We start from the raw sequence: 25868 nt of genomic DNA on the forward strand, positions 1-25868 counted from the left end.
CCGATGGCACCGCACATCGATCCGGACCGCTATGCCCAGGGCGTCATCGACGGGTCACGGGCCACCGTCGCACGGGCGATCACGCTGGTGGAGTCGTCCCGGGCGGACCACCGGGCCCTCGCCCAGCAGCTCCTGACCGCGCTGCTCCCGCACTCCGGGAAAGCGCGCCGGATCGGGATCAGCGGGGTGCCCGGCGTCGGGAAGTCCACCTTCATCGACGCCTTCGGCACCCTGCTCACGGGCATGGGCCACCGGGTGGCGGTGCTCGCCGTCGACCCCTCGTCCAGCAGGACCGGCGGCTCCATCCTGGGTGACAAGACCCGGATGGAGCGGCTGGCCGTGGACCCGGCGGCCTACGTCAGGCCCTCACCGACCGCGGGCACCCTCGGCGGGGTGGCCCGCGCCACCCGGGAGGCCATGGTCGTGGTGGAAGCGGCCGGGTACGACGTCGTCCTCGTGGAGACCGTCGGGGTCGGCCAGTCCGAGACCGCCGTGTCGGACATGGTGGACTCCTTTCTGCTGCTCACCCTGGCCCGCACCGGCGACCAGCTGCAGGGCATCAAGAAGGGCGTCCTTGAGCTGGCCGACGTCATCGCCGTCAACAAGGCGGACGGCCCGCACGAACGCGACGCGCGCTCGGCCGCGCGCGAACTCGCGGGCGCGCTGCGGCTGATGCACCCGGCCGACGCCGCGTGGACCCCGCCGGTGCTCAGCTGCAGCGCCCGGGAGTCCCTCGGTCTCGACACCGTGTGGGAACGGCTCGAACAGCACCGCAAGGTCCTGGACGCGTCCGGCCGGCTGGCTGCCAAACGGCGTGACCAGCAGGTCGACTGGGCCTGGACGATGGTCCGCGACGGGCTGCTCAAGGAACTGCACGACCACCCGGACGTCAGACGGCTCGCCCCGCTGCTCGAACAGGAGCTGCGCGGCGGCACGTTGACGCCGACCCTCGCCGCCGAGCGGATCCTCGGCGCGTTCCGGGGGGCGTCACCCGGCTGAGTCGCTGCCGGGCCGGGATGCCGTTGCTCACCACCTGCTGCTCACCATCTGCTGCTCACCAGGTGGTGAGCAGCAGGTGGTTGACGAGCAGGGCGAGCACCGCCTGCGACGTCAGCCAGCGGCGCCGGTCCGTGGCCGGGAGCAGAGCCGCCGCGGGGAGCAACCAGAGCGCGAAGGGAATCCAGATGCGCTCCGTCTCCGCTTTGCTCATGCCCGACAGATCGGCGATGAGCAGCGCGAGCAGGACAGCCAGGGCGAGCACCCCGAGCCGGTCGGTGGCGCCGTCCCGCGTCCCGCGCCAGCGGCGTACCGCACCCGGGAGCGAGGCCACCGCCCGCCGCAGCCCGGCCACGGACGCAAGCCCGGTGATGATCACGGCGCAGGCGAGGTTGCCCCAGACCCAGTAACTCTGCGGCCGGTCGCCTCCCACGCCCTGGTAGTAGCGCTCCACCAGCAGGCCGTACGCCTCCCACCAGTTGAAGCCCACGAGCGTGAACGCGAGGGCGACGAGCGCCACTCCGGCCAGCGCGGGCGCCAGCGGCCGGGCAGTGCGGGCGAGGAGGAGGACCGCGAGGGCCGGGACCGCGAAGAGGGTCAGCCCGTACGAGAGATAGAGGGCCCAGCCGAAGAGCAGTCCCGCCGCCAGTGCGACGAGTGCGGGGGCACGGACCGTACGGGTGGCCGCCAGGGCGAGCAGGGCGACCGCCCAGGCGGCGACCGCCGCGAAGTAGCCGTCGGCCGACGTCCCGATCCAGACGGCGGCCGGTGCCAGGACGAGGAAGGGCGCCGCCCTGCGCGCGGTCCGCTCGTCGGTCAGGGCGCGCAGGGCCACCAGTACGGCGACCGCCGCCGATCCGCCGACCGTGATGCACCAGACGCCGGCCCAGCCACCGCCGCCGAGGCCGATCCGGTCCAGCCAGACGAAGGTCAGCGTGGCACCCGGCGGATGTCCGGCCACATGCGCGGGCCAGTTGTGCGGCTGTCCGATCAGGATGTGCTGGTCGAAGTCCCGCAGCGTCGGTCCCATGTGCGCGAACCGGTCGATGGCACTGAGGTACTCGTTCCGGTTGATGAGCCGGTTCGCGACGCCCCGCTGCCAGCCGTCCACCAGGGCCAGCGACCAGATCCAGGCCATCGACGCGCCGTAGACCACTGGCGTCAGCGTCCGCCAGGACAGCCGGGCGGCGAGCACCGGCCCGTAGACGATCACTCCGGCCGCGACGGCGAGAGCAGCGGGAGTGCCAGGACCCGCATGCGGGAACCAGGCGGCCAGCAGCGGCGGCCACGCCACGTGCAGGGTGCCGTCGGCGTTCTGGATGACGGTGCCGATGACGGCGGCCGCGGCGACGAGCAGTGCTGCGGCGACGGCGGCGATGACATCGGGCCGCCGTCCCCGGCGCGCCGGGGACACGGGCTCGGCGGACTTCTCGGCAAGGGGGGCGGGGGCTGTCACAGGCCCACGCTAGGCCGCCGGGCGGCGGGAAACCCCGAGGCGAAGCCGTCCGTCACCGAACCGTCAGATCAGTCCGCCGGTCGACACCGGAACATGGCCGGCACGGCGTACGTCTGCGGGATCCTGGCCGCCCTGGCCGCCCTGGCCGGCGCGGCGGACCGTCCGGAGAGCGGCCGGTTCCCTGCGCCGATCGCCGAGTGCGGCATTTGGGGCATATCGTGGGAGAGGTAAACGACTCGGGCACTAGGGGGTCGTAATGGTGGCAGCACTTCTGACCGCGATAGTGGTGATCCTCTGTCTCGCCGCTGTGTACGGAATCTCGGCGGCGCGCGTGGTCAAGCAATTCGAACGAGGTGTGGTCTTCCGGTTCGGCCGGCTGCGCGAATCCGAACGGCTGCCGGGTTTCACCACGGTGATCCCGGGCGTCGACCGGCTGCACAAGGTGAATCTGCAGATCGTGACCATGCCGGTCCCGGCCCAGGAGGGCATCACACGGGACAACGTGACGGTACGGGTCGACGCCGTCGTCTACTTCAAGGTGGTCAACGCGGCCGACGCGGTCATCGCCGTCGAGGACTACCGGTTCGCGGTCTCGCAGATGGCGCAGACCTCGCTTCGCTCGATCATCGGCAAGAGCGATCTGGATGATCTGCTGTCGAACCGCGAGAAGCTGAACCAGGGCTTGGAGCTGATGATCGACAGCCCGGCCATCGGCTGGGGCGTCCAGATCGACCGGGTGGAGATCAAGGACGTGTCGCTGCCCGAGACGATGAAACGGTCGATGGCACGGCAGGCGGAGGCGGCCAGGGAGCGGCGGGCCCGCGTCATCAACGCGGATGCCGAGCTCCAGGCGTCGAAGAAACTCGCCCAGGCCGCCGAAGTGATGTCCGAGCACCCGGCCGCCCTCCAGCTCCGGCTGCTGCAGACGGTGGCCGAGGTCGCGTCCGAGAAGAACTCCACGCTGGTCCTGCCGTTCCCGGTGGAGCTGCTCCGGTTCCTGGAACGGGCACAGCGCTTCCAGCAGATGCCGGGGGCGGTGCCCGATGGGGAGACCGGCACGGCGGAGCCCGGTACCTCCGCGGCCGAGGCGGTGGAGGCCGCCGTACCCGGGCTCTCCGCCGAAGAGATCGAGGCGGCGAAGGTGGACCTGTCGACGCTCGGAATCCCGCTGCCGGGGCTGGAGGCGCTGGAGCAGTCCGGGTCGGCGGAGCCAGGCCCGTCCGGGGAAGAGGATCCCGGGATGTCATCGGAAGCCGGTCCCGGCCGCTCCGCGGACGCGGGGACCGAGCCGCCCGGAGAGCCGCCCGACGGTCCGGAGAAGGAGTCAGGCACCGAGAAGTGAATCGGTACGTGAACCGGCAGGTGAACCGGTGAGGGACCGAGCCTGCCGGTTCAGTACCGCCCGGTCCGGTCCGTACTGAAGCCGCGCCGTGCTGCGGCACGGAGACTGCCGCCTCAGCCCCCGGCCGGACCCGCGTCCGGGCTCAGTACGCCCGTACCGACCAGGACGAACAGGGCGGCACCCAGGAGGATCCGGTAGACCACGAACGGCATGAAGCTCTTCGACGAGATGAACTTCATGAACCACGCGATGACCGCGTACCCCACCGCGAACGCCACGACCGTCGCGAGCAGCGTCGGCCCCCACGCCGTCCCACCGCTCCCGGCCGCGTCCTTGAGCTCGAAGGCCCCCGAGGCGAGGACCGCGGGGATCGCCAGCAGGAACGAGTACCGGGCGGCAGCCTCACGGGTGTAGCCCATGAGCAGGCCGCCGCTGATCGTGGCGCCCGAGCGGGAGACGCCCGGCACCAGCGCGAGCGCCTGGCACAGCCCGTAGACCAGCCCGTCCCGGACGGTCAGCTCCTGAAGTGACCTGCGCTCCCGGCCCGCTCTGTGCCTGCCGCCGCTCTCGTCGCGGTCGGCCAGCCGGTCGGCCGCGCCCAGCACGAGGCCCATCCCGATCAGGGTGCAGGCGATGACCCGCAGGTCCCGGAAGGACGTGTCGATCTGGTCCTTCAGCAGGATCCCCAGCACACCGATCGGGATCGTCCCGACGATGACGAGCCAGCCCATCCGGGCGTCGTGGTCGCCGCGCAGCGAGCGGTCGGTGAGCGAGCGGAACCACGCCGAGACGATCCTGGCGATGTCCTTGCGGAAGTAGATGATGACCGCGGCCTCGGTGCCTATCTGGGTGATGGCCGTGAAGGCCGCGCCCGCGTCGGGCCAGCCCGCGAAGGCCGAGGCCAGCCGCAGATGGGCGCTGGAGGACACGGGCAGAAACTCGGTCAGCCCCTGCACGAATCCGAGGACGAACGATTCGAACCAAGACATGGGTGGAGGCCGTCCAAAGGATCAAGGGGCTGATGCGCAAGGAACGTAACCGCCGCAGGTGTACGGCCGGTGACCCTCGCGCGTACGGCCGCCCAACTGCCCCCACCGCGGCCCTCGCCACGCTCCCGGACGGTGTCAGTGGCCGCGCAGCCGGTGCCGCTTGCGCCAGCCGATCCACGCCGCGCCCGCCCCGGACACCACGATGAAGCCCATCGAGACCAGGAACGCCGGTGAGGTGGGCGACGACGCCCGGCTGCCCGCCACCACATACGCCGCCGTGTTCGGGACCGACCCGAGCCCGGTGGCCAGCAGGAACGGCAGCCACCCCATCCGGGACACCGCGGCGCAGTAGTTGGCGGCGGCGAACGGCACCCCTGGGAAGAGCCGCAGTGCGAGCATCGAACGGAAGCCGTGCCTGCTCAACTGCCCGTCGGCCGCCGTCAGCCAGCGCCCGCGCAGCATCGGCCGCAGCGCGCTCTGCCCGAGCAGCCGGCCGAGACCGAAGGAGACACCGGCCCCCAGCACCGTCCCGGCGACGGCCGCGCCCAGGCCGGCCTGGCTGCCGAAGAGGGCGCCCGCCGCGAGATTCAGCAGCGGCCGGGGTACGAAGGCAGCCGTGCACGCGCCGTACGCGGCGGAGAACAGCACGACGGCCGAGACACCGCTGAGTTGCGGCGGCCAGCCCGCCGCGAGCAGCCGCTGCGGCTGGAAGAGGAGCATCAGCGTCGCCGCGGCCACCAGGAGCACCACGAGCAGGGAGAGCCGGGACCACGGCGAGGCAAGTGCTCTGACGCAGCGCGCGGTCAGGCCGGCGGAGGGTCGGGCAGCGGGCTCCAGCATCCCGGGAGACTAACCGACACCCGGGTGTGATCGTCGTAATGGCTCCGGCCTTCCCGGCGGCCCGGGGCGCTCCGCGGCTGCTCACGGCCCGTCACGGATCTCCGCACGGGCGGGAAAACCGGTCGACGTACCGGCGGCCCCGGGGGATCATCAGGGCATGTTCCGGTACGCCTTCCTCGCAGCGCCGTCCGCAGTCGCGGACGCGCCGAAGGCTGCCGGTCTCCCCGATCCCATCGCACTTGTCACAACGGCCGTGCACGGTACCGCGGTTGATGCAGCGCCGCTCGGCGGCGCCCGAAGCTGACCCTTCCCGGATTGTCCGGCGGACCCCGCAGGGGGAGGGTCGGCCGGCTCCGGGGGTCCCGCCACACTTCGGTGTTCTCCGAATTTCGCGAGGAAGAAAAAAGCCATGCCCAAGACGGCATACGTGCGTACCAAGCCCCACCTCAACATCGGCACCATGGGCCACGTCGACCACGGCAAGACCACCCTGACCGCCGCCATCACCAAGGTGCTCAGCGACCGCGCGGACAGCAGTACCTCCTTCGTCTCCTTCGACCGGATCGACCGGGCGCCGGAGGAGGCCCAGCGCGGCATCACCATCAACATCACGCATGTGGAGTACGAGACCGACACCCGCCACTACGCCCACGTCGACATGCCGGGACACGCGGACTACATCAAGAACATGGTCACCGGCGCCGCCCAGCTCGACGGGGCGATCCTCGTCGTCTCCGCGCTCGACGGGGTCATGCCGCAGACCGCCGAGCACGTCCTGCTGGCCCGCCAGGTCGGCGTCGACCACATCGTCGTCGCCCTCAACAAGGCGGACGCGGGGGACGAGGAGCTGACCGACCTGGTCGAGCTGGAGGTCCGCGAACTGCTCTCCGCCCACGGGTACGGCGGGGACGCGGCCCCGGTCGTACGGGTGTCGGGGCTGAAGGCGCTGGAGGGCGACCCGCGCTGGACGGCCTCGGTCGAGGCGCTGCTCGACGCCGTGGACACCTACGTCCCGATGCCCGAGCGGTACACCGACGCGCCGTTCCTGCTCCCGGTGGAGAACGTGCTCACCATCACCGGGCGCGGCACGGTCGTCACCGGCGCCGTCGAGCGCGGCAGGATCCGCGTCGGCGACCGGGTGCAGCTGCTGGGCGCCGGAACGGGCCCGGCCGGCACGGTCGTCACCGGCCTGGAGACCTTCGGCAAGCCGATGACGGAGGCCGAGGCGGGCGACAACGTGGCGCTGCTGCTGCGCGGGGTGCCACGCGACGCGGTGCGCCGTGGCGATGTGGTGGCGGCGCCGGACAGCGTCACACCGCGACGCCGGTTCACCGCGCGGGTGTACGTCCTGTCGGCGGCCGAGGGCGGCCGGACCACCCCGGTCTCCACCGGGTACCGGCCGCAGTTCTACATCCGTACCGCGGACGTGGTCGGTGATGTCGACCTCGGGGGGCTCGCGGTGGCCCGCCCCGGCGAGACGGTCACCATGACCGTCGGACTCGGCCGTGACGTGCCGCTGGAGCCGGGCCTCGGCTTCGCCGTCCGCGAGGGCGGCCGCACGGTCGGCGCCGGCACCGTCACCGAGGTCATCGGCGACGGGTCGTAACCGGCCTGTCCGAGGGCCGGGACGGGTGGTATCCGGCCCGTCCCGGCGCCCGCCTCCCGTACGCGGCGGGAGACGGGCGCCGGGCGCCGGGCGCGGACGGCACAATGGGACGGTGAACGAGGCGATACCGGTGATCCGGGACGTGGACCAGGGCACCGCGAGACTGCTGCCCGACGTCGACCGGGAGCGGGCCTGGCTGCTCACGGTCGACGGCGCGCCCCAGTCGTATGTGGACCTGGACGACCCGGAGTACCTGGAGTTCGAGTACGCACGCAGGCTCGGCCACGTGGTGGACTGCGCGGCCGGCCCCGGGGACCCGCTCGACGTCGTGCACCTCGGCGGGGGAGCGCTCACGCTGCCCCGCTACGTGGCGGCGCTCCGGCCGGGATCGCGGCAGGAGGTGGTGGAGGCGGACAGGGGGCTGCTCGCCCTGGTCGCCGAAGAACTGCCGCTGCCGCACGGCTCGGGGATCACCGTGCACGCCATGGACGCGCGTGCCTGGCTGGAGGGCAGGCCCGCGGCGTCCGCCGACGTACTGATCGCCGATGTCTTCGGCGGTTCCCGGGTGCCCGCCCACCTCACATCCGTCGAGTACGCGCGGTCGGCCGCCCGGGTGCTGCGCGACGGCGGGGTCTACGCGGCGAACCTCGCGGACGGCGCGCCGTTCGGCTTCCTGCGCACCCAACTCGCCGGTTTCTCCCAGGTGTTCGCCGAGGTCGCGCTCATCGCCGAGCCGGCCGTGCTGCGCGGCCGGCGCTTCGGCAACGCGGTCCTCGTCGCCTCGAACACCGAGCTGGACACCGCGGCGCTGAGCCGTCGTACGGCCTCGGACGCCTTTCCGGCGCGGGTCGAGCACGGAGCCCCGCTGGCCCGGTTCACCGGTGGCGCCCGGCCGGTCACGGACGCGGAAGCGGTCGCCTCACCCGAGCCGCCCGACGGAGCTTTCAGCATCGGCTGACGGCCCGGCGCCCGGTACGCGCTCCGGGGCGAGGACACCGGCAGCCGTATCCGTCGCGGCCGTGCCCGGAGCCGCGGGGCCGGCGGCTGCCCCGTCCGCAGCTGTCCGGCGCGTCAGATTCCGTACACCGGGCACACACAGCACCGCGGCCGTCAGCAGGACCACGAGCCCCGCGCACCCCCACAGCGACGCGGTCCGTCCGAACGCCTGCTCCGCGGGGCCCGCCAGCGCCGTGGCCAGCGGGAGCATCGCGAGTGAGCCGAGCCAGTCGTAGGCGGAGACCCGGGAGAACTTGTCCTCCGGTATCTCCTGGTGCAGCGCGGTCATCCAGGAGACGCCGAACGTCTCGACCAGTACGCCGCTGAAGAACATCACACAGACCAGGGCGGCGAACGGGACCGGCACGGCGAGAGCAGCCGACGGCAGCGCCAGCGGAAAGACGCACAGCGTCCCGGTCAGCAGCAGCCGGCGTGGTTTCCAGCGCGTCATGATCAGCGCCCCGCCGACCGTGCCCGCGCCGAAGGCGGCGAGTGACAGCCCCCAGGGGCCCGCGCCGCCCAGCGAATCCCGTGCGACCAGCGGCCCGTACACCGCCTCCGCGGCGCCGATGACCGCGTTGACCACGGCGAACTGCAGAATGATGCTCCACAGCCAGGGCCGTCCGGTGACCTCGCGCCAGCCCTCCCGTAGATCGGCGAGCATCCCGCCGCCCGGTGCGCGCGGCGCGATATGGCTGACGTCGAGGAAGGCCCGGAGCGACCCGGCGACGGCGAAGGCCGCCGCGTCGACGGCGAGCACCCAGCCCGGTCCGATGGCGGCGATCAGCGCCCCGCCCAGCGCGGCGCCGCCGATTCCCGCGCCCTGCATGGCCATCCGGTAGAACGCGAAGGCCCGGCCTGCCTCCTCGCCCCGGACGGTGGACAGCAGCATTCCCTCGGAGGCGGGCGAGAAGAACGCCTGGCCCGTGCCGCACAGCGCGGTGAGCACCATCATCTGCCAGAGCGGCGGGTGGCCGGTCAGGACCAGGACGGCGAAGGCGGCCTGGGAGACGCAGTTCAGGCCGTTGGCCGCGACCATCACCCGGTGGCGCGGCAGCCGGTCGGCCAGCGCTCCGCCGATGAGCAGGAAGAGGACGAGCGGCAGGGTGCGGGCCGCCGCGAGCAGGCCCACGTCGCTGCTGTCGCCACCCGTGTCCAGCACCGCGAACGCCGAAGCGATCAGGGCTCCGTTGCTGCCCAGACTCGTCACCACGGCGGCCGCCGTGAGCAGGGTGTAGTTACGCCCGGCCCACGAGGGGCGGCGGGAGTGCGGAGGGGCGGTGGCAGCAGACGTCACTCTGGGACTATCGCTGCCGCCGCCCCTCCATGCCAAACGCATTCGCGACACCGATCCGCCGAAAACTGGGCGCAATCAGGCGGATTGGGTCAGATCGGGTCGGGCTGGGTCGGATTCCGTCAGGAACCGGGCCTCAGCCGGCGCTCGCGCCGGTGGGCTTGCCTGCCAGCCGTACCGTGCTGAGGATCTTGTCGACCGTCGACTGGGGGATGGCCCCGGGGACGCCGGTGCTGTTGTAGAGCGAGAACGCCACGAAGTCGCCCGCGGAGTTCTTGAATCCGAAGGTGATGGCCTGGCCGTCGGTGGTGCACTTGGACTTCTTCGGCACGCCGGTCGCCCAGGCGCGGGCGAGGCTGCCCGTGACCCCGGACTTGGTCGTGTACGGCTTCGCCTTGGAGGTCTTCACCAGCTTCTTGTTCGGCTGGGTGTACGCGCCGTAGACCCACCAGGGCACCTGCTTCTCGGCGACGTCCTTGGTGCTCGTGGCGCCGTCCGCTCCCTTGGTCCCCGCGCCGCCGAGCCCGGTGTCCTCCGTGTAGCCGTCCTTGTCGGAGTCCTCCGTGCACCACTTCGACTTGTAGAACGCGGGCGCCGACTGGCCGATCAGTGTCTTGCCCTTGTCGTCCTCGAAGCCGCTGAACATGCCGGAGGACGCCACTTCCCAGTCCGGCGGCACGTCGAAGGCGGTGCCCCACTTCGGGTTCACGACGACCTTCCATCCGGCGACGACCGGCTTGGGTCCGTCGCCGCCGGCGCGCGGGTTGGGCGCGGGCGCCGGGTTCTTCTGGTCCGTGGACACGGAGGGGGACGGCGACTTGGCGGCCTGGACCGTACCGCCCTTGCCGCCGTCGTCCTTGAACACGACCACACCGGTGATCACCGCGGCGGCGACGACCGCCGTCGCGGAGATGATCGCGATGATCGTCGTCTTCTTCTTGTCCTCGGGCGAGCGGGGCGCGCCGGGCGGCGTTCCCACCGCGTACTGAGGCACCGTCGGCTGCTGGTACGGACTGGGCTGCTGGTAACCCTGCGGGGCTCCCTGCTGCGGAGGTCCTGGCTGAGGTTGTCCCTGCTGATAAGGGTTCGGCTGCTGGTACCCCGGCTGCTGATAGGGATTCGGATTCTGGTCCTGCGGGTTCTGCTCGCCCCCGGGCGGCTGCTGTCCTGGCCACATGGCGAGTAACCATAGAGGTGACAGGGCCACGTCGCTACGGCCGCCCCCGTCCCGGGATGGCCAAGTGACCTACTCGCGGGTAACCTCCCGTTCCATGACCGCAGACCAGATGTCCGCAGGCGAGCTGCTCGCTGCCACCGTGCCCATGGCGAGGACCCTCAACCTCGACTTCATCGAGACGACGCCGGAGCGGGCCGTCGTCCGGCTGCCGGACCAGGCCGACTTCCACAACCACGTCGGCGGCCCGCACGCGGGCGCCATGTTCACCCTCGCGGAGTCGGCGAGCGGCGCGATCGTCATCGCCGCGTTCGGCGAGCAGATGACGCGTGCCGTGCCGCTCGCGGTGCGCGCCGAGATCGACTACCGGAAGCTCGCGATGGGCGACGTCACCGCGACCGCCACGCTGGGCCGCCCGGTGGCCGATGTGGTGGCGGAGCTGGACGCGGGGGAGCGCCCCGAGTTCCCGGTCCACATCGCGATCCGGCGAGCGGACGAGGCGGTCACCGGTGAGATGACGGTGGTCTGGACCCTGCGTCCGAACTCCTGACTGTCCAGCTGCTGACTTGCTGAGGTGCCGGCTGCCGGTTCCTGGTCCCGGCTTCCCGTGTACGAGGCGCCCCCGCGCGGCGGGGGCGCCTTCCGCTGTTCGCGACCGCTGCCGGGCGAGCGGGTAGGCTTCCAGACAGGCGGCGCGGGGGGCGCGCCCCCCGGCAGATCACGGGTACTTCGAAGGGCAGGGGCCGGCGTTGCACGTCCAGGCATGGCTGGAGACGATTCCGGCGATAAGTATCTATCTGCTGGTCGCGGTGGTCATCGGGGTGGAGAGCCTCGGGATCCCACTGCCGGGCGAGATCGTCCTGGTCAGCGCCGCCCTGCTGGCCTCTCAGCAGGGCCATATCGACCCGCTCGTCCTGGGCATCTGCGCTTCGGGCGGCGCGATCATCGGAGACTCGATCGGGTACGCCATCGGGCGCAAGGGCGGACGCCCGCTGATCGCCTGGCTCGGCCGCAGATTCCCCGGACACTTCAGCGGGGCCAACATCGCCATGGCGGAGCGGTCCTTCGAGAAGTGGGGCATGTGGGCGGTGTTCTTCGGCCGTTTCATCGCCCTGCTCCGGATCTTCGCCGGGCCGCTGGCCGGCGTACTGCACATGCCGTACTGGAAGTTCCTCACCGCCAACGCACTCGGCGGCATCCTGTGGGCCGGCGGCACGACCGCCGCCGTCTACTACGTCGGCATCGTCGCCGAGTCGTGGTTCAAGAACTTCTCGTACGCGGGCCTGGCCGTGGCCGCCGTGATCGGCGTGGCCTCGATGCTCATCATCAAGAACCGGGCGAAGAAGGCGCACGCCAAGGCCCAGGCGGCTGCCGAGACGCCGGAATCCGTACCCGCCGACTGAACCGCGGGCCCGCACGGGGTCACGTACGGCAGCGGTTCAGCGGTTAGCAGCAGCTCAGCGGTCCGGCTGCCGCTCCGGACAGTGGATGACCTCGCAGTCGTCGAGAGTCACCATGCCCTCGGTGATCAGCTCATCGAGCTGGGGCAGGAACGCCCGGACCCTGTCGGCGGTGTCCACGATCACCACGGCCACCGGCAGATCCTCGCTCAGCGACAGCAGCCGCTGGGTGTGGATCAGTGACGAGGCGCCGAAGCCCTCGATGCCACGGAAGACACTCGCACCCGCCAGCCCGGCGCGGTGGGCCCGGTGCACGATCTCCGAGTACACCGGCTTGTGGTGCCAGAGGTCGGATTCCCCGACGAAGATGGTCGCCCGCAGGGCGGCGGTACCGCTCGGCCCGGTCATGTCTGCCTCCACGCCACTGCACGGCGTGACACCCACACCGCGCTCCACACCGCTGCGAGAGCCGCGAGCAGTGTCAGTCCGAGATACGCCAGGCCGGTACGGGCGTGGCCGCCGTCCACCAGCCGCTGGACGTCCACCGCGACGGTGGAGAACGTGGTGAATCCGCCGAGCACCCCGGTGCCGAAGAACGGGCGCACCAGCCGGTGCGCCGCCCACACATCGGTGATCACCACCATGAACACCCCGATCACGGCGCACCCCACGACGTTCACCAGCAGGGTCGTCCAGGGGAAACCGCCGGCCGCGGTGGGCCAGAGGAGCGCGGCGCCGTACCGGGCCGACGCTCCGGCGACGCCACCGAGTGACACCACCGCCAGAACCGGCCATGGGCCGAGCAGCGGGCCGCGGCGCCGCGCACGCCGTGCGGCGGGCAGCGGCGGCGTACCGCCCGGGCCCGGTCCGGGCGGCTGATCCACTGTGCGGTCCGCACCCATGGACATCCGTCTCCTGGTCGCAGGGCTCCCGCGCACGGCACGGCTGCGCTTTCAGGCTAGCCTCGGGCGGCCGGGCCCCGCCATCCGGACGTGACGGGTTCAGCCCACGTCGCGGTGGCTCTTGACCAGCTCCAGATACATCGCCGCGTTGAGCTTGATGCCCTCGCGCTCCTCGTCGGTCAGCTCGCGCTTGACCTTCGCCGGGATCCCCGCGACCAGCGAGCCCGGCGGGACCCGCATCCCCTGCGGGACGAGGGCCTGGGCGGCGATCAGTGAACCGGCGCCGATGTGTGCGCCGTTGAGGACCGTGGCACCCATCCCGACGAGTACGTCATCCTCCACCGTGCATCCGTGCAGCACCGCGTTGTGTCCCACGGACACCCGCTCGCCGACCGTGACCGGGAATCCCGGGTCGACGTGCACGGTGCAGTTGTCCTGGATGTTGCTGTCGGCGCCGACCACGATCGGCCCGCAGTCGGCCCGCAGCACCGTGTGGTACCAGACGCTGGAACCGGCGGCCAGCGTCACATCGCCGATGACGACGGATGTCGGCGCCGTGAAGGACTGCGGGTCGATCACCGGCTCCCGGCCGCCGACACCGCTGATCAAGGACTGCTCCGCCACTGCTGTCTCCTTGCTTCCCGCATCGCTTCCCGCATCGCTTCCCGCGTTACCGGGACCCGGGGATTGCTCCGTGTGGTGCGCGCCGCGCCCTCCGGCACCGTAAGCGACGCTGGGTCGAAGATCACAGCCCGCCCCTCTGATCGCCGCCCGGCCCGCTGAGTACGGTGTGGGGGTGGCCCGGAACAGAAACACGTTCTCATCGCTGACATCCCGTGCGCTGCACGCCGGATGGCAGTGGGTGCAGCGGGCGGGCGCGGTGACGGCGGAGCGGCCGGGGAAGCTGCGTTTCCGCCGGATCGGCACCGGAACGAGACTCGCCTTTCCGCAGGGCGCCGTCTTCGGCGAACCCTGGATCGAGCTGGGCGACCACTGCATCATCGGCGAACAGGTCACGCTCACGGCCGGGATGATGCCCGATCTGGACCTCGGTCCCGAGCCGATCCTGACGCTGGGCGACGGTGTCGTGCTCGGGCGCGGCAGCCATGTGATCGCCGACACCAAGGTCACCGTCGGATCGGACACCTACTGCGGCCCGTACGTCTACATCACGTCCACGAACCACAGTTACGACGATCCGCACGAGCCCGTCGGCAAACAGTGGCCGCGGACCGAGCCCGTGGTCATCGGGCCCGGATGCTGGCTCGGGACCGGCGCGGTCATCCTGCCGGGGGCCCGGCTCGGCCGCAATGTCGTGGTCGCCGCCGGCGCGGTGGTACGCGGCGAGGTGCCCGACCACGCGGTGGTCGCCGGAGCGCCCGCGCGGATCGTACGGAGCTGGGACGCGGAGAACGGGTGGCAGCCCCCACTGCGTACACCCGCCCCCGTGCCCATCCCGGAAGGCGTCACCCCGGAGCAGCTGCTCGCCCTCGGCAGCCTGGAGCCCGACGCTTCCTGACCGCCCGGGCTTCCCGCAGCTCTCCGTCAGCCGGTCGCGAGCAGTACCGTCCCCACCAGCGCGAGTCCCGCACCCGCGGCCTGCACCGCGCGCAGCCGCTCCTTGAGGAAACCGCGCGCGGCGAGCGCCGTGATCACCGGGTAGAGGGAGGCCAGTACGGCGGCGACGGTGACCGGCCCCGAGTGGGCCGCGAGCGAGTAGGTGCCGTTGGCCGCCACATCGGCGAGGCCGACGAAGGCGAGCGCCGGCAGCGACCGCAGGATCAGCCCCGCCCCGCCGCCCTCGGGCAGTGCCCGCGCCCCCCGCCGCACCGAGACGTACAGGGCGGTCCCGCCGACCGCCACATTGGCGACGCGCTGGACGAACAGCGCGAGGAAGAGGCCGGTGACGGTGGTGGACGCCTCGGAGATCAGGGACATCACCGTGCCGAAGCCCACGGCGGCGACCAGCGTCAGCGCGACGGCCTGCCGCTGCACCGGCGCTCCGCGCAGCTCGGGCCCGCCCGCGAGCACCACGCCCGCGACGGCCACGGCGATCCCGGCGAACTGCGGCAGGCCGGGCCGTTCACCGAGCACAAGACCGACGCCGACCGGGACGACGACGCCGAGTGAGCCGAGCGGTGAGACCACGCCCATCGGCCCGAGTGCGAGGGCCTTGTAGAAGCTGAGCATCGCCACCGGCCCCACCACGCCGGCCGCCACGGCGAACCAGAGCTGCGGGCCGGACTCGCTCCAGCCGCCGGTGGCCACCACGATCGAGCCGAGCACCACCACGGCCACCGACTGCGAGACGACGACCACCGTCAGGGCGGGTATCCGCCGGGTGAGGAGTCCGCCGCCGAAGTCGGCCAGCCCCCAGAGCAGGCTGGTCGCCAGGGCGAAGAGGGCAGTCATCAGGGCCTCGCAGTACAGTGCGGTGAATCGGTGGGTGCACCACACGGTAGTGCAAGATATTGAACTCTGTCATCCAAGATAATGGATGGCCAGGACGATGGACGGAATGTGTCGGACTTCGACCAGCTCACGCAGTCGCTCGCCCGGAACCTCAAGCGCTGGCGCGGCGAGCGGGGTTTCACACTCGACGCGCTGGCGGCCCGGGCGGGGGTCAGCCGGGGAATGATCATCCAGATCGAACAGGCCCGGACGAACCCCAGCGTCGGCACCACGGTGAAGCTCGCGGACGCCCTCGGGGTCAGCATCACCACGCTCCTCGACTACGAGCAGGGACCGCAGGTCAGAATCGTCCCGGCCGACCAGGCGGTCCGTATGTGGGGGACGGAGGCGGGCAGCCACACGGTCCTGCTCGTCGGCGACGAGACGCGCGGGCCGCTGGAGATGTGGGGCTGGCGGCTGATGCCCGGTGACGGCAGCGCATCGGACGCGCACCCGCCGGGGACGGTGGAGCTGCTCCATGTCACCGCCGGTGAACTCACACTGGTCGCCGACGGGGTGGCGCACTCCGTACCGGCCGGGACCTCGGCGACCTTCGAGGCCAATGTGGAGCACGCCTACCGCAACGAGGGCACGGAGCCGGTCGAGATGACGATGGCGGTCTCCATCCCGCCGGTCGGCCGACAGCGCCCGTAGTCCGGCCGCCGGTGGTCGCAGCGGTGGTCCGGCCTGCTGTTCCCGGGCGGGGCGGGCGTGCGGCTGCCCCGAACCGGGGTACGGGCGGCGGCTGTTAGCGTGAGCCGTATGCGCGCCCCCATCGGTACTTTCGAAGACGTCCGCCACGCCCAGGACTGCCTGGACCTGCTCACCGCACCGGTCGCCGACGCGGTGCGGAACTGGCAGGGGGACGTCCCGGTCCAGGACCTGATCTACGTGGACAGCGACCCGGCGATCGCCGACACCGCTGCCTTCGTGGCGCACTACGGTCCGGAGCTGCTCGATGTCTCGGCGAACTGTGTCGTCGTCGCGGGCAAGCGCGGCGGAGAGACCTCGCTCGCCGCTTGCCTGGTGCTCTCGCGTACCCGCCTCGACGTGAACGGCGCCGTCCGCAAGCAACTCGGCGCGCGCAAGGCGTCGTTCGCGCCCATGGACACGGCCACCGGCGAGACCGGCATGGAGTACGGCGGGGTCACCCCGGTCGGGCTGCCCGCCGCCTGGCCGCTGCTCGTGGACTCCGCCGTCGTGGACCTGGAATGGGTGCTGGTCGGCAGCGGCAGCCGCAGGGGCAAGCTGATCCTTCCCGGCAAGGCGTTCGCCGGGCTGCCCGGCGCGGTCGTCATCGAGGGGCTGGGCGGCTGAGGCGGCCGGGACCTCTTGCGGTCCCGCCCTGCCCCAGACGAAAGGCCCTGGGCACGTCAGCCCAGAGCAGGGATCTCTATGGCCGGGCAACGGTCCATGACCATGTCACGTCCGGCCTCCCGCACCCGCCCGAACGCCGCCTCGTCGACCACCCCGAGCTGGAACCAGACGGCCTTGGCGCCGATGGCCACCGCCTCGTCGGCGACCGCGCCCGCCAGACCGCTGTTGACGAAGACATCGACGACGTCGACCGGGAACGGGATGTCCGAGAGCGTCGCGTACCCCTGCTCGCCGTGGACCGTCTCCGCCTTGGGATGGACCGGCACGACCCGCTTGCCGAAACGCTGGAGCACTCCGGCCACGCCGTACGCCGACCGCCCCCTGTTGTTCGAGAGACCCACCACCGCCCAGGTGTCGCCGGTCGTGGTGAGGATCTTGCGGATGGTGTCCGTGTCTGCGTACATGACAGGACAACGGCGTACCGGCCAGGACTGTTCCCGCAGGGCCGCATAGGCTGGCCCGATGCAGGAGCAGTACCGGACAGTCGCCCGTGAGGGCGTGCACGAGACCGAGGTCAACAGGTCGCGCTTCATCTGCGCACTGGCGCCCGCCGCGACCGAGGAGGAGGCGCAGGCCTTCCTCGCACGCATCCGCAGGGAGCACCCCGGCGCGTCCCACAACTGCTTCGCGTACGTCATCGGGGCCGACGCCTCCGTCCAGAAGGCGGGCGACGACGGTGAGCCCGGCGGGACCGCCGGTGTGCCGATGCTCCAGATGCTGCTGCGACGCGAGGTGCGGTACGCCGTCGCCGTCGTCACCCGCTACTTCGGCGGGGTGAAGCTGGGGGCGGGCGGGCTGATCCGGGCCTACGGCGGAGCTGTCGGAGAGGCCCTGGACGAGCTGGGCACCGTCGTCAGACAGCGCTACCGGCTGGCCACGGTCACCGTCGACCACCAGCGCGCGGGCAAGCTGGAGAACGACCTGCGGGCCACCGGCCGCGTCGTGCGCGAGGTCCGCTACGCGGAGGCGGTGACGATCGGCATCGCGCTGCCGGACGCGGATGTCCCGAGCTTCCGGGCCTGGCTCGCCGACAGTACGGCCGGGGCCGCATCGCTGGAACTGGGCAGCGAGGCGTACGGCGACATCTGAAACCGGTGGCAGCTGAAACAGCCGACATCGGAATCAGCCGACATCCCTGTGTGCCGCTGTGCGGCGGTGACCAAGTCACCGGACCGCGCCTCAGCAGTGTGTCCTGAATACCTATGAGCTACCCAGCAGTACCCCGCACCGTTGAGGAACAGCGTCAAGCACGGCTGTCCCGTGCCGGGAGACGAGATGGGGTAGATCAATGTCTGGTGTTGCCCTGTACGCGCAAGACATGCAGAGAGAGGCGCACGCATCCCTCCACGCCGGAGCCCAGGAGGAAGTGCTCACCGAACTGTGCTCGGTGCTCTTCGCGTCCCTGCCGCGGCGCGACCAGCGCAGGCGGGGTGTGGAGTACGTACGCGGCCTCCTGGCAGCCGAGGGACGCAAATCGATCCGGAACATGGCCGCGCTGACCGGTGGTGCGACCACCGAACAGGGGCTGCACCACTTCATCAGCAGTTCCACGTGGGACTGGGCGGAGGTGCGCGGGCAGCTCGCCCGGTACCTGGCGCGGGTTGCGCTCCCCAGTGCGTGGGTCGTGCGGCCGATGATCATTCCGAAGGCCGGAGAGCACTCCGTCGGTGTCGACCGGCGGTACTTCCCCGCCTTCGGCCAGGTTCTCAACGCCCAGCAGGCTTTCGGGGTCTGGGCGGCGTCCGACCGGATGAGCAGCCCGGTCAACTGGCGGCTGCACCTGTCAGGGGCGTGGCTCGACGACGGGCAACGCCGGATCAGGGCTTCGATTCCCGAATCGCTGAGTCCGGAGGAGACGCTGGGCGAGTGCGCGATCGAGGTATGCCGCGAACTGGTGGCAGAACCCGGGCTGCCCCGTCTCCCGGTGGTGCTGGACGCACGCGAGGCGGACGCCGTCACCACGGTCCGGCAACTGCGCGCCGCGGGACTGCCGTTCCTGATCAGGGTGAGCGGCACCCAGCCGCTGATCGCGGCGGGCGCGCCGGCGCAGGCCCGGCGCAGCGAGCTCCCCGCGCACCAGATCATGGGCGCGGCCAAGGAGTTACGGCGCCAGGCCGCCTGGACCGACCACGGCCCGGCGGCCATGATGCGGACGAGCCTGGTCGCGGCCCTGCGCGTCGGACTGCCCTCCCGCGCCTCCCGATTCGGGGCTCCTGAGCAAGTCGGTGACGGGCGCGGTCTGTTGCTGCTCGGTGAGTGGAGGGACAGCGGACGCTGGCCCAGCGGGCTCTGGCTCACCGACCTGACCGACGCGCCCCCGGGCGCGCTGCTGCGGCTGAGCAAGCTGATCGGCCGGGTCGACCGCGACTGCGCCGAGATCGCCGATCAGGTGGGTGTCCGGGACTACGCGGGGCGCTCCTTCGGCGGCTGGCACCGGCATCTCACGCTGGCCTCGGCCGCCCATGCGATCACCGTCGTGGCCGGCGCGGCAGAACGGGAGTCCCGGGCTTCGTGACGTCGCGCGCCCGCCGCCGCGGCGGGCGCCAGACGTCCGGGCTCGCGGGAACGGCGGCGGCAGACGAGAGCCCCCCGCCCCGCAGGGCATGGCGGATACGGGAGAGGCGCAGGGCCAGTTGCACCTCGAACGCCCGCTCCGGCTGCTGCCAGCCGGCACCGAGCAGTTCGCCTATGCGCTCCAGCCGCCGGGTGACCGTATTGGGGTGCACGTGCAGCCGTTCGGCCGCGTACGTCGGGCTGGAGCCCGTCTCGAAGTACGCCTCCAGGGTGGGGACCAGTGCGGTGAGGCGCAGCCGGTCGTAGTCGGCCACCGGTCCGATCGTGGCGTCGATGAACGCGCCGACATCGTGACTGCCCGACAGGAGCACGCCGAGGCCGCCCAGTTCGCGCGGGGATGCGGCACGGCCGGTGGCTCCGAGTGAGGTCATCGCGTCGAGGCAGCGCCTGGCCTCCTGGTGGGCACCGGTGACCGGCAGGGCTTCGGTCACCGGGCCGGCCGCTGCCACCGTCACGCGCCGGTCGAGGAGCGGGGACAGCTCGGCGTGGACGGCACGGGCCGCGGCTCCCGCCTCGTTGCCCGGGAGCAGGAGTACGACGGAGCCCTCGCGCATACTCATGAGCCCGTTCACACGCTGTGTGTACGAGACCGCCCAGGAGCTCAGCTCCCTCCCGAATGCCCGCTCGGGGCGGGCGATGACCACGATGTGCGGCTTGTCCAGGTCGATGCCGCAGCGGCGGGCGCGCGCCTCCAGAAGATGGGAGGGGGGCCCGGAGAGCGCCAGCAGGTCGTCCAGGAGACTGTGCCGGATCCGTCCGTGGGCGCCGGCGCTCCGGCCCGCTTCCAGGAGCAGCGCGATGGCGGTGAACCGCGCGCCCAGCCCCAGTAACCGCTCGTCGAACTCGGTGAGCCGGTGCCCCGGGAACATGAGCAGGGTGCCGAGGTGCTCCTCACCCGCGACGATCGGTGCGGCCCAGGAGCCGTCGGCCAGCGCGACGGGTTCACCGGCGGCCCGCGCCTCCGGCGTGGCGGGAGACGGCGGTGCGGTAAGGGACGGTGCGGTAAGGGACGTTGCAGCAGAGGACGCGGCAGAAGGGCGAGCGGTCCCACCGAAGTCCGGCCGCTCGTCCGGCGGCTCACCGGCCGTGGCCAGGAAAGTGCCGTCCAGGGCGTGCACCCGCACCGCTCCGTCCAGCCGTCGGGCCAGCTCCGCGAGGAGGGGCTGCGGACCTCCGCCGTTCAGTACCAGTGCGGTGAACCGGCTCTGCGTCTCGCTCAGTTCGCGTTCCAGACGGAGAGCGGGCCCCTCCGGAGCCGTGGCCCTGGCCGCGTCGAGCAGGCGCGCCCTCTCGATGGCCGCGCCCGCGAGGTCTCCCAGCGAGCTCATCAGCGAGATCTCGTCGGCGCTGAAGTGCCGCACGTTCCGGGCAGCGGCGCAGAGAGCGCCGACCGGCCGCGCGCCCTGGCTCAGCGGCACCGCCACGATCGCGCGCAGTCCCTCGGCCCCCGCCACCTCGTCGAAGGCCGGGTGGTGGCAGAACCGTTTGTCGGCCGGGTAGTCGGGCGTCCAGAACGGGGCGGAGCTGACGAGGGCCTCACCGACCGGCCCGGTGCCGGCCGGCAGCCGCAGGCCGACCGTCCTGGTCGATGTGTGCCCGTCGGAGCTGCGGACGTGCACGAACCCCTGCTCCCCGGCCGGGAAGCTCACGAAGGCCAGGTCGAGGCCGAGCAGCAGACGTGCCCGGCGTGTGACGACTCTGAGGACGGCGTCCAGTTCCTGGGCCGTGGCGAGCTCGCGTGCGGTGTCGACGAGGGCGGACAGTCCCATCTCCCGCTGCTGACGCCGTCCCGACTGTGCGTGGATCCGCAGAGCCAGCCCCCTGGCCCGCTTCAGCGCATCCCGCCTCGCGTCGGCGACACCTCCCTCCAGGGCTCGCGTCACCAGTTCTTCCACCTGCTCGACCGGTGCCTCTTCGGCCAGTAACTCCAGCACGGCGAGCACGTCGGATCCCACCCTGATCTGCGACAAGTTGCTCCCTTTGTCATGTTCTCGCAGCTGCGTTCCCCTTTGCGCAGCCCCTCGGAACCTACGCAGCCGACCTAACAGAGTCAACAGTTTGTTGAACGATGGAGGGAGGTGCGAACGGGGCGCGGCACGGCGGACACCCGGCCCCCGGCGCCCGCCGAGTCCGCGCGGGGAACCTGATGGAGTACCCGCCACTTGACGGATTGCGCCGACGGTCCTTGGCGGGTGCTTCGTCCGCGCCACAGGATCGGGGCAGTGCGAAGCGGGCCTGCGCCTCCCGGCCGGCCGGGCCCCCGTGCGCCTTGTTCATCCACTGAGGGAGAGCGCCATGTTGAACGTCGCCGTGGTCTATTACTCGTCAACCGGGAACGTGCACCGGCTGGCCGATGCGGCAGCCGACTCCGCGAGGAAAGCGGGCGCCGAGGTGCGCCTGCGCCGGGTGGCGGAAGTGTTTCCGCAGTCGCAGGTCGCGGCGAACGACGCCTGGGCCGCACATCTGGAGGCCACCCGTGAGATACCCCCGGCCACCCTGGACGACCTGGAGTGGGCGGACGCGGTCCTCTTCGGCACGCCGACCCGATTCGGCCTCCCCGCCGCGCAGTTGAAGCAGTTCCTCGACACGACCGTGGGGCTGTCGCTCCAGGGCAAGCTGGTGAACAAGGTCGTCTCCTCGTTCACCTCATCGGCAGCCGGGCACAGCGGGCAGGAGAGCACCATCCTCGCGCTGAACAACACCTACTACCACTGGGGCGCGATCATCGTGCCGACCGGCGCGGTGGACCCGGTCCTGTCCACTCCGGGCAACGGCAACCCGTACGGGGTCAGCAGCGTCTCCGGCAACCGGCCCGGCCACGTCGGCGAGGAGAACCTCGCGGCCATGGAGTTCCACGCCCGCCGGGTCGCCGGGATCGCTGCCGCCCTCAAACGGGGCCTCCGGACCGGCTGACGTCTCCGCCGCCGTACAGACCGCGTCAGTGGGCGGCACAGCCCGCGTCAGCACGCACACCATCACAGGAGGTCCGACCCATGGAGAGAAAGATCGCCCTGGTCACGGGGGCAGCCGGCGGAATCGGTGCAGCCGTGGTCCGGGCACTGGGGGAGCGTGGTGCCCGGATCGCCGCAGTCGACCGGGACGGCGACCGCCTCCGGCGCACGGTGGACGGTCTCGTCGCGGAAGGGCACCACGTCGACGGGTTCGTCTGCGACGTGACAAGCAGCCAGAACGTCGAATCGACGGTCGAGCGGGTCGAGGCCGAGCTGGGGCCCGTGGACCATCTCGTCAACGCGGCCGGTGTGCTGCGCCTCGGGGAAGCCCGGAGCCTCACCGACGAGGACTGGGTGTCGACCTTCGCGGTCAACACCACCGGTGTCTTCCACATGTGCCGTGCGGTCGCCAACCGGATGGTCCCCCGCTCGCGCGGCGGCATCGTCACCGTCGCGTCGAACGCGGCCGGCACCCCCCGTACGGACATGGCCGCGTACGCCGCGTCGAAGGCGGCGGCGTCCATGTTCACCAAGAGCCTCGGCCTGGAACTGGCGCGGTACGGCATCCGCTGCAACGTGGTCGCGCCCGGCTCGACCGACACCCCGATGCTCACCTCGATGTGGCAGGACGAGAGCGGGCCCAGGGGCACCATCGAAGGCCGGCCCGAAGCCTTCCGGGTGGGCATCCCGCTCGGCAGGCTGGCCCGTCCGTCGAACATCGCCGACGCCGTCGTCTTCCTCCTCTCGGACCAGTCCTCGCACATCACCCTGCACGACCTGACGGTCGACGGGGGTGCCGCACTCGGTGTCTGACCGCCTCACTGACCCCAACCAGCGGAGAAGGATCTTGCCCGGCATACCCCGTATTGAGCCCTACCCGATGCCGACGTCGGCCGAGCTGCCCGCCAATGTCGCGGAGTGGACCGCCGACCCGGAGCGGGCCGTGCTGCTCGTTCATGACATGCAACGGTACTTCCTGCAGCCCCTGCCCGCCGCTCTGCGCGACGAACTCGTCAGCAACGCGGCGGCGTTGCGGGACCGGTGTGCGGCGCTCGGCGTCCCCGTGGCCTACACGGCCCAGCCCGGCGGCATGACCGCGGAACAGCGCGGCCTGCTCGCCGACTTCTGGGGACCCGGCATGCGCACCGCCCCCGCGGACCGGGCCGTCGTCGAGCCGCTGGCCCCGGTCCCCGGCGACTGGGTGTTCACCAAGTGGCGCTACAGCGCCTTCTTCCGCTCCGACCTGCTGAAGCACATGCGCGAGGCCGGCCGCGACCAGCTGATCATCTGTGGCGTGTACGCACACGTCGGTGTGCTCATGACCGCCGTCGACGCGTTCACCAACGACATCCAGACCCTCCTGGTCGCGGACGCCGTCGCCGACTTCTCCGCGGAACAGCACCGACAGGCCGTCGAGTACGCGGCGAGCCACTGTGCGATGGCGGTCACGACCAAGGAAGTCCTGCTGTGACCGGAACCCGACAGCGCGCCCCTCTGCCGCAGGGCCACCCCGACCTGCTCGGACGGGTGCTCGGCGACCGGCCGCCGCCGTTCGCGCTGCTCCACCGTCCCACGGTGTCGGGCCGGGAAACGCTCGACGTCCTGCTCGGTGAGGTCTCGACGCCCGCCACGCTCGCGGAGATCCCGCTGCCGGACGAGGCTGCCCGGCCGGGTGCTCCCCGGCACGAGATGCTGGTCCTCGTCCCCTACCGCCAGATCGCCGAGCGCGGCTTCGCCTGCGCCGACGACGGCGCGCCGCTGATCGCCATGACCGTCGCCGACCAGGCGACCACTACGGTCACCGATGCGCTGTCCCGGATTCCGGACACCGCCATCGAGCTGGCCGACGGGCACTTCGACATCGACGACGACACCTATGCCGACACCGTCCGCCGGGTGATCGCCGACGAGATCGGCCAGGGCGCTGGGGCCAACTTCGTCCTCAAGCGCACGTTCGTGGCCGACATCACCGGCTATACGCCACGCAGTGCGCTCACCCTCTTCCGGCGGTTGCTGCTGGGGGAGTCGGGCGCGTACTGGACGTTCATCGTCCACACCGGGACACGTACGTTCGTCGGTGCCACACCCGAGTGCCATGTCAGCCTGCGCGACGGAACCGCCGTGATGAACCCCGTCAGCGGCACCTACCGCTACCCGCCGTCGGGGCCCACCCTCCCCGGCGTGCTGGAGTTCCTCGCCGACCGCAAGGAGGCCGACGAGCTCTACATGGTCGTCGACGAGGAACTGAAGATGATGGCCCGGATCTGTGAGAAGGGCGGCCGGGTGACAGGCCCCCACCTCAAGGAGATGGCGCGCCTCGCGCACACCGAGTACGTCATCGAGGGCCGCAGCACCAGGGATCCGCGCGAGATCCTGCGCGAGACGATGTTCGCGCCCACGGTCACGGGCAGCCCGCTGGAGAACGCCTGCCGGGTCATCCACACGTACGAGCCGCAGGGCCGCGGCTACTACAGCGGGGTCGTCGCGCTCATCGGGCAGGACGGGGCCGGTGCCCGTGCCCTCGACTCCGCGATCCTCATCCGTACCGCCGACATCGGCGCGGAGGGACGGGTGAACATCAGCGTCGGCGCGACGCTCGTACGCCACTCCGACCCGGCTTCCGAAGTGGCGGAGACCCGGGCCAAAGCCGCAGGGCTGCTCGCGGCGCTGCAGGCCGACGCACCGACGACGCTGGCGTCGCACCCACAGGTGCGGGCGGCGCTGGAACGGCGCAACACCACCATCGCCGGCTTCTGGCTCGCCGGCGGAGGGACGGACCCGGCCCGCGGCCCCGTCGCGGACGCGGCGGACGACGCGCCGTCCGGCAGGGGCCGCAAGGTGCTCGTCGTCGACGCGGAGGACACCTTCACAGCGATGCTCGCCCACCAACTCCGGTCGGTGGGGCTCTCCGTGACGGTGCGGCGTTTCGACGAGCCGTACAGCCTCGACGGCTGGGACCTCGTCATCATGGGGCCGGGCCCCGGGTCCCCGCACGACAACGGCCATCCGAAGATCGCCCACCTGCGGGCGGCGATACGGACCCTGCTCGCCGAGCGGCGGCCCTTCCTCGCCGTCTGCCTCAGCCACCAACTCCTCAGCCGCGAGACGGGCTTCGAGGTGGTCCGCCGGGCCACCCCGAACCAGGGCGTGCAGCACGAGATCGATTTCTTCGGCGTCCGGGAGCGGGCCGGCTTCTACAACACCTTCGCCGCGGTCTCCTCCCACGACAAGGTCGACTGCGGTGCGGCCGGGATCGTGGAGGTGAGCCGTGACACCCGCACGGGCGAGGTGTACGGCCTGCGCGGCACCCACTTCGCCTCGATGCAGTTCCACCCCGAGTCCCTGCTCACCCAGGACGGCGTACGCATCCTGGAACGGCTCATGGCGGAGGTGCTGAACACATGAGCGCCGCGGACGCGATCACACCCGGCCCGACGGCATGTGCCGTACCCGCCCGGACGACGGACTCCGCACCGGTTCCTGTACCCGGGACCGCGCCGGCGGTGTCGTCTTCCCCAGC

26 protein-coding genes are annotated in these 25868 nt (G+C 71.6%); 15 read left to right on the forward strand and 11 right to left on the reverse strand.

Features of this window, described 5'->3' with window-relative positions:
* The first annotated feature begins 3 nt into the window (after nucleotides 1-3).
* On the forward strand, nucleotides 4-999 hold the full coding sequence (gene meaB / locus OG210_RS28970) for a methylmalonyl Co-A mutase-associated GTPase MeaB (RefSeq protein WP_328324255.1): 996 nt from the start codon (nucleotides 4-6) through the stop codon (nucleotides 997-999).
* A gap of 55 nt (nucleotides 1000-1054) precedes the next feature.
* On the opposite strand, the gene OG210_RS28975 is transcribed toward meaB, so the two are convergent.
* Nucleotides 1055-2452, reverse strand: coding sequence for a hypothetical protein (locus tag OG210_RS28975; RefSeq protein ID WP_371539445.1), 1398 nt, complete (start codon nucleotides 2450-2452; stop codon nucleotides 1055-1057).
* Nucleotides 2453-2708: 256 nt separating this feature from the next.
* Between OG210_RS28975 and OG210_RS28980 the strand changes: the two genes are divergently transcribed.
* Entirely contained in the window at nucleotides 2709-3794 is a 1086-nt protein-coding gene (locus OG210_RS28980) for a slipin family protein (protein ID WP_328324251.1), read from the forward strand.
* A 113-nt stretch (nucleotides 3795-3907) separates the two neighbouring features.
* On the opposite strand, the gene OG210_RS28985 is transcribed toward OG210_RS28980, so the two are convergent.
* Both OG210_RS28985 and OG210_RS28990 read right to left on the reverse strand, forming a co-directional pair.
* Nucleotides 3908-4783, reverse strand: a complete 876-nt coding sequence (locus OG210_RS28985) for an undecaprenyl-diphosphate phosphatase (protein WP_328324249.1) — start codon at nucleotides 4781-4783, stop codon at nucleotides 3908-3910.
* Nucleotides 4784-4918: 135 nt separating this feature from the next.
* On the reverse strand, nucleotides 4919-5623 hold the full coding sequence (locus OG210_RS28990) for a TVP38/TMEM64 family protein (RefSeq protein ID WP_328324247.1): 705 nt from the start codon (nucleotides 5621-5623) through the stop codon (nucleotides 4919-4921).
* Between the two features lie 409 nt (nucleotides 5624-6032).
* Here OG210_RS28990 and tuf point away from each other — a divergent pair, with 409 nt between their 5' ends.
* On the forward strand, nucleotides 6033-7229 hold the full coding sequence (tuf, locus tag OG210_RS28995; RefSeq protein ID WP_328324245.1) for an elongation factor Tu: 1197 nt from the start codon (nucleotides 6033-6035) through the stop codon (nucleotides 7227-7229).
* 112 nt (nucleotides 7230-7341) lie between these two features.
* A complete protein-coding gene (locus tag OG210_RS29000; RefSeq protein WP_328324243.1) occupies nucleotides 7342-8187 on the forward strand; it encodes a fused MFS/spermidine synthase in 846 nt (281 codons plus the stop codon).
* Here OG210_RS29000 and OG210_RS29005 read toward each other — a convergent pair.
* Together OG210_RS29005 and OG210_RS29010 are read right to left on the reverse strand one after the other, a co-directional pair.
* Complete coding sequence (locus tag OG210_RS29005; RefSeq protein ID WP_371539451.1) at nucleotides 8149-9522, reverse strand: MFS transporter; 1374 nt, start codon at nucleotides 9520-9522, stop codon at nucleotides 8149-8151. The genes OG210_RS29000 and OG210_RS29005 overlap by 39 nt on opposite strands.
* A gap of 133 nt (nucleotides 9523-9655) precedes the next feature.
* On the reverse strand, nucleotides 9656-10696 hold the full coding sequence (locus tag OG210_RS29010) for a hypothetical protein (RefSeq protein ID WP_328324239.1): 1041 nt from the start codon (nucleotides 10694-10696) through the stop codon (nucleotides 9656-9658).
* A gap of 109 nt (nucleotides 10697-10805) precedes the next feature.
* Here OG210_RS29010 and OG210_RS29015 point away from each other — a divergent pair, with 109 nt between their 5' ends.
* A complete protein-coding gene (locus OG210_RS29015) occupies nucleotides 10806-11243 on the forward strand; it encodes a DUF4442 domain-containing protein (RefSeq protein ID WP_328335324.1) in 438 nt (145 codons plus the stop codon).
* 199 nt (nucleotides 11244-11442) lie between these two features.
* Nucleotides 11443-12096, forward strand: a complete 654-nt coding sequence (locus OG210_RS29020) for a DedA family protein (RefSeq protein ID WP_328324237.1) — start codon at nucleotides 11443-11445, stop codon at nucleotides 12094-12096.
* Nucleotides 12097-12150: 54 nt separating this feature from the next.
* Here OG210_RS29020 and OG210_RS29025 read toward each other — a convergent pair whose 3' ends face one another.
* The 3 genes from OG210_RS29025 to OG210_RS29035 form a co-directional block, all read right to left on the reverse strand.
* On the reverse strand, nucleotides 12151-12501 hold the full coding sequence (locus OG210_RS29025) for a DUF190 domain-containing protein (protein ID WP_328324235.1): 351 nt from the start codon (nucleotides 12499-12501) through the stop codon (nucleotides 12151-12153).
* Nucleotides 12498-12995 (reverse strand): CrcB family protein, encoded by a 498-nt coding sequence (locus OG210_RS29030; protein WP_371539455.1) that lies wholly within the window; start codon nucleotides 12993-12995, stop codon nucleotides 12498-12500. Before OG210_RS29030 ends, OG210_RS29025 begins: the two co-directional genes overlap by 4 nt.
* Nucleotides 12996-13094: 99 nt before the next feature.
* A complete protein-coding gene (locus OG210_RS29035) occupies nucleotides 13095-13619 on the reverse strand; it encodes a gamma carbonic anhydrase family protein (RefSeq protein ID WP_371539458.1) in 525 nt (174 codons plus the stop codon).
* 172 nt (nucleotides 13620-13791) lie between these two features.
* Here OG210_RS29035 and OG210_RS29040 point away from each other — a divergent pair, with 172 nt between their 5' ends.
* Nucleotides 13792-14514, forward strand: coding sequence for an acyltransferase (locus OG210_RS29040; protein WP_371539461.1), 723 nt, complete (start codon nucleotides 13792-13794; stop codon nucleotides 14512-14514).
* Between the two features lie 26 nt (nucleotides 14515-14540).
* Here the strand turns inward: OG210_RS29040 and OG210_RS29045 are convergent, their stop codons facing one another.
* On the reverse strand, nucleotides 14541-15407 hold the full coding sequence (locus tag OG210_RS29045; RefSeq protein ID WP_328324227.1) for a DMT family transporter: 867 nt from the start codon (nucleotides 15405-15407) through the stop codon (nucleotides 14541-14543).
* 108 nt (nucleotides 15408-15515) lie between these two features.
* On the opposite strand from OG210_RS29045, the gene OG210_RS29050 reads away from it, so the two are divergent.
* Entirely contained in the window at nucleotides 15516-16100 is a 585-nt protein-coding gene (locus OG210_RS29050; protein ID WP_328324225.1) for an XRE family transcriptional regulator, read from the forward strand.
* Nucleotides 16101-16208: 108 nt separating this feature from the next.
* A complete protein-coding gene (locus OG210_RS29055; protein ID WP_328324223.1) occupies nucleotides 16209-16763 on the forward strand; it encodes a YbaK/EbsC family protein in 555 nt (184 codons plus the stop codon).
* Nucleotides 16764-16819: 56 nt separating this feature from the next.
* Here OG210_RS29055 and OG210_RS29060 read toward each other — a convergent pair whose 3' ends face one another.
* Nucleotides 16820-17227 carry a CoA-binding protein gene (locus OG210_RS29060; RefSeq protein WP_328324221.1) on the reverse strand — a complete coding sequence of 136 codons (408 nt, stop codon included), beginning with the start codon at nucleotides 17225-17227 and terminating at the stop codon, nucleotides 16820-16822.
* Nucleotides 17228-17285: 58 nt separating this feature from the next.
* On the opposite strand from OG210_RS29060, the gene OG210_RS29065 reads away from it, so the two are divergent.
* Nucleotides 17286-17912: a YigZ family protein gene (locus tag OG210_RS29065; RefSeq protein ID WP_328324219.1), complete on the forward strand. Its 627-nt coding sequence runs from the start codon at nucleotides 17286-17288 to the stop codon at nucleotides 17910-17912.
* A gap of 229 nt (nucleotides 17913-18141) precedes the next feature.
* Nucleotides 18142-19338, forward strand: a complete 1197-nt coding sequence (locus OG210_RS29070) for an IS701 family transposase (RefSeq protein WP_371539466.1) — start codon at nucleotides 18142-18144, stop codon at nucleotides 19336-19338.
* Here OG210_RS29070 and OG210_RS29075 read toward each other — a convergent pair.
* A complete protein-coding gene (locus OG210_RS29075) occupies nucleotides 19292-21367 on the reverse strand; it encodes a helix-turn-helix domain-containing protein (RefSeq protein ID WP_371539470.1) in 2076 nt (691 codons plus the stop codon). The two genes, OG210_RS29070 and OG210_RS29075, sit on opposite strands and share 47 nt — an antisense overlap.
* 325 nt (nucleotides 21368-21692) lie before the next feature.
* Here OG210_RS29075 and wrbA point away from each other — a divergent pair, with 325 nt between their 5' ends.
* The 4 genes from wrbA to OG210_RS29095 all read left to right on the forward strand — a co-directional run bounded on the left by wrbA (nucleotide 21693) and on the right by OG210_RS29095 (nucleotide 25753).
* Complete coding sequence (wrbA, locus tag OG210_RS29080) at nucleotides 21693-22310, forward strand: NAD(P)H:quinone oxidoreductase (protein ID WP_371539473.1); 618 nt, start codon at nucleotides 21693-21695, stop codon at nucleotides 22308-22310.
* A gap of 80 nt (nucleotides 22311-22390) precedes the next feature.
* Entirely contained in the window at nucleotides 22391-23161 is a 771-nt protein-coding gene (locus OG210_RS29085; RefSeq protein ID WP_371539477.1) for a 2,3-dihydro-2,3-dihydroxybenzoate dehydrogenase, read from the forward strand.
* 34 nt (nucleotides 23162-23195) lie between these two features.
* Nucleotides 23196-23819 carry an isochorismatase family protein gene (locus tag OG210_RS29090; RefSeq protein ID WP_371539479.1) on the forward strand — a complete coding sequence of 208 codons (624 nt, stop codon included), beginning with the start codon at nucleotides 23196-23198 and terminating at the stop codon, nucleotides 23817-23819.
* Nucleotides 23816-25753: an anthranilate synthase family protein gene (locus OG210_RS29095; RefSeq protein WP_328324210.1), complete on the forward strand. Its 1938-nt coding sequence runs from the start codon at nucleotides 23816-23818 to the stop codon at nucleotides 25751-25753. Before OG210_RS29090 ends, OG210_RS29095 begins: the two co-directional genes overlap by 4 nt.
* The last annotated feature ends 115 nt before the right edge of the window (nucleotides 25754-25868 follow it).

Source organism: Streptomyces sp. NBC_00466 (assembly GCF_041433995.1).
Taxonomy (GTDB): domain Bacteria; phylum Actinomycetota; class Actinomycetes; order Streptomycetales; family Streptomycetaceae; genus Streptomyces.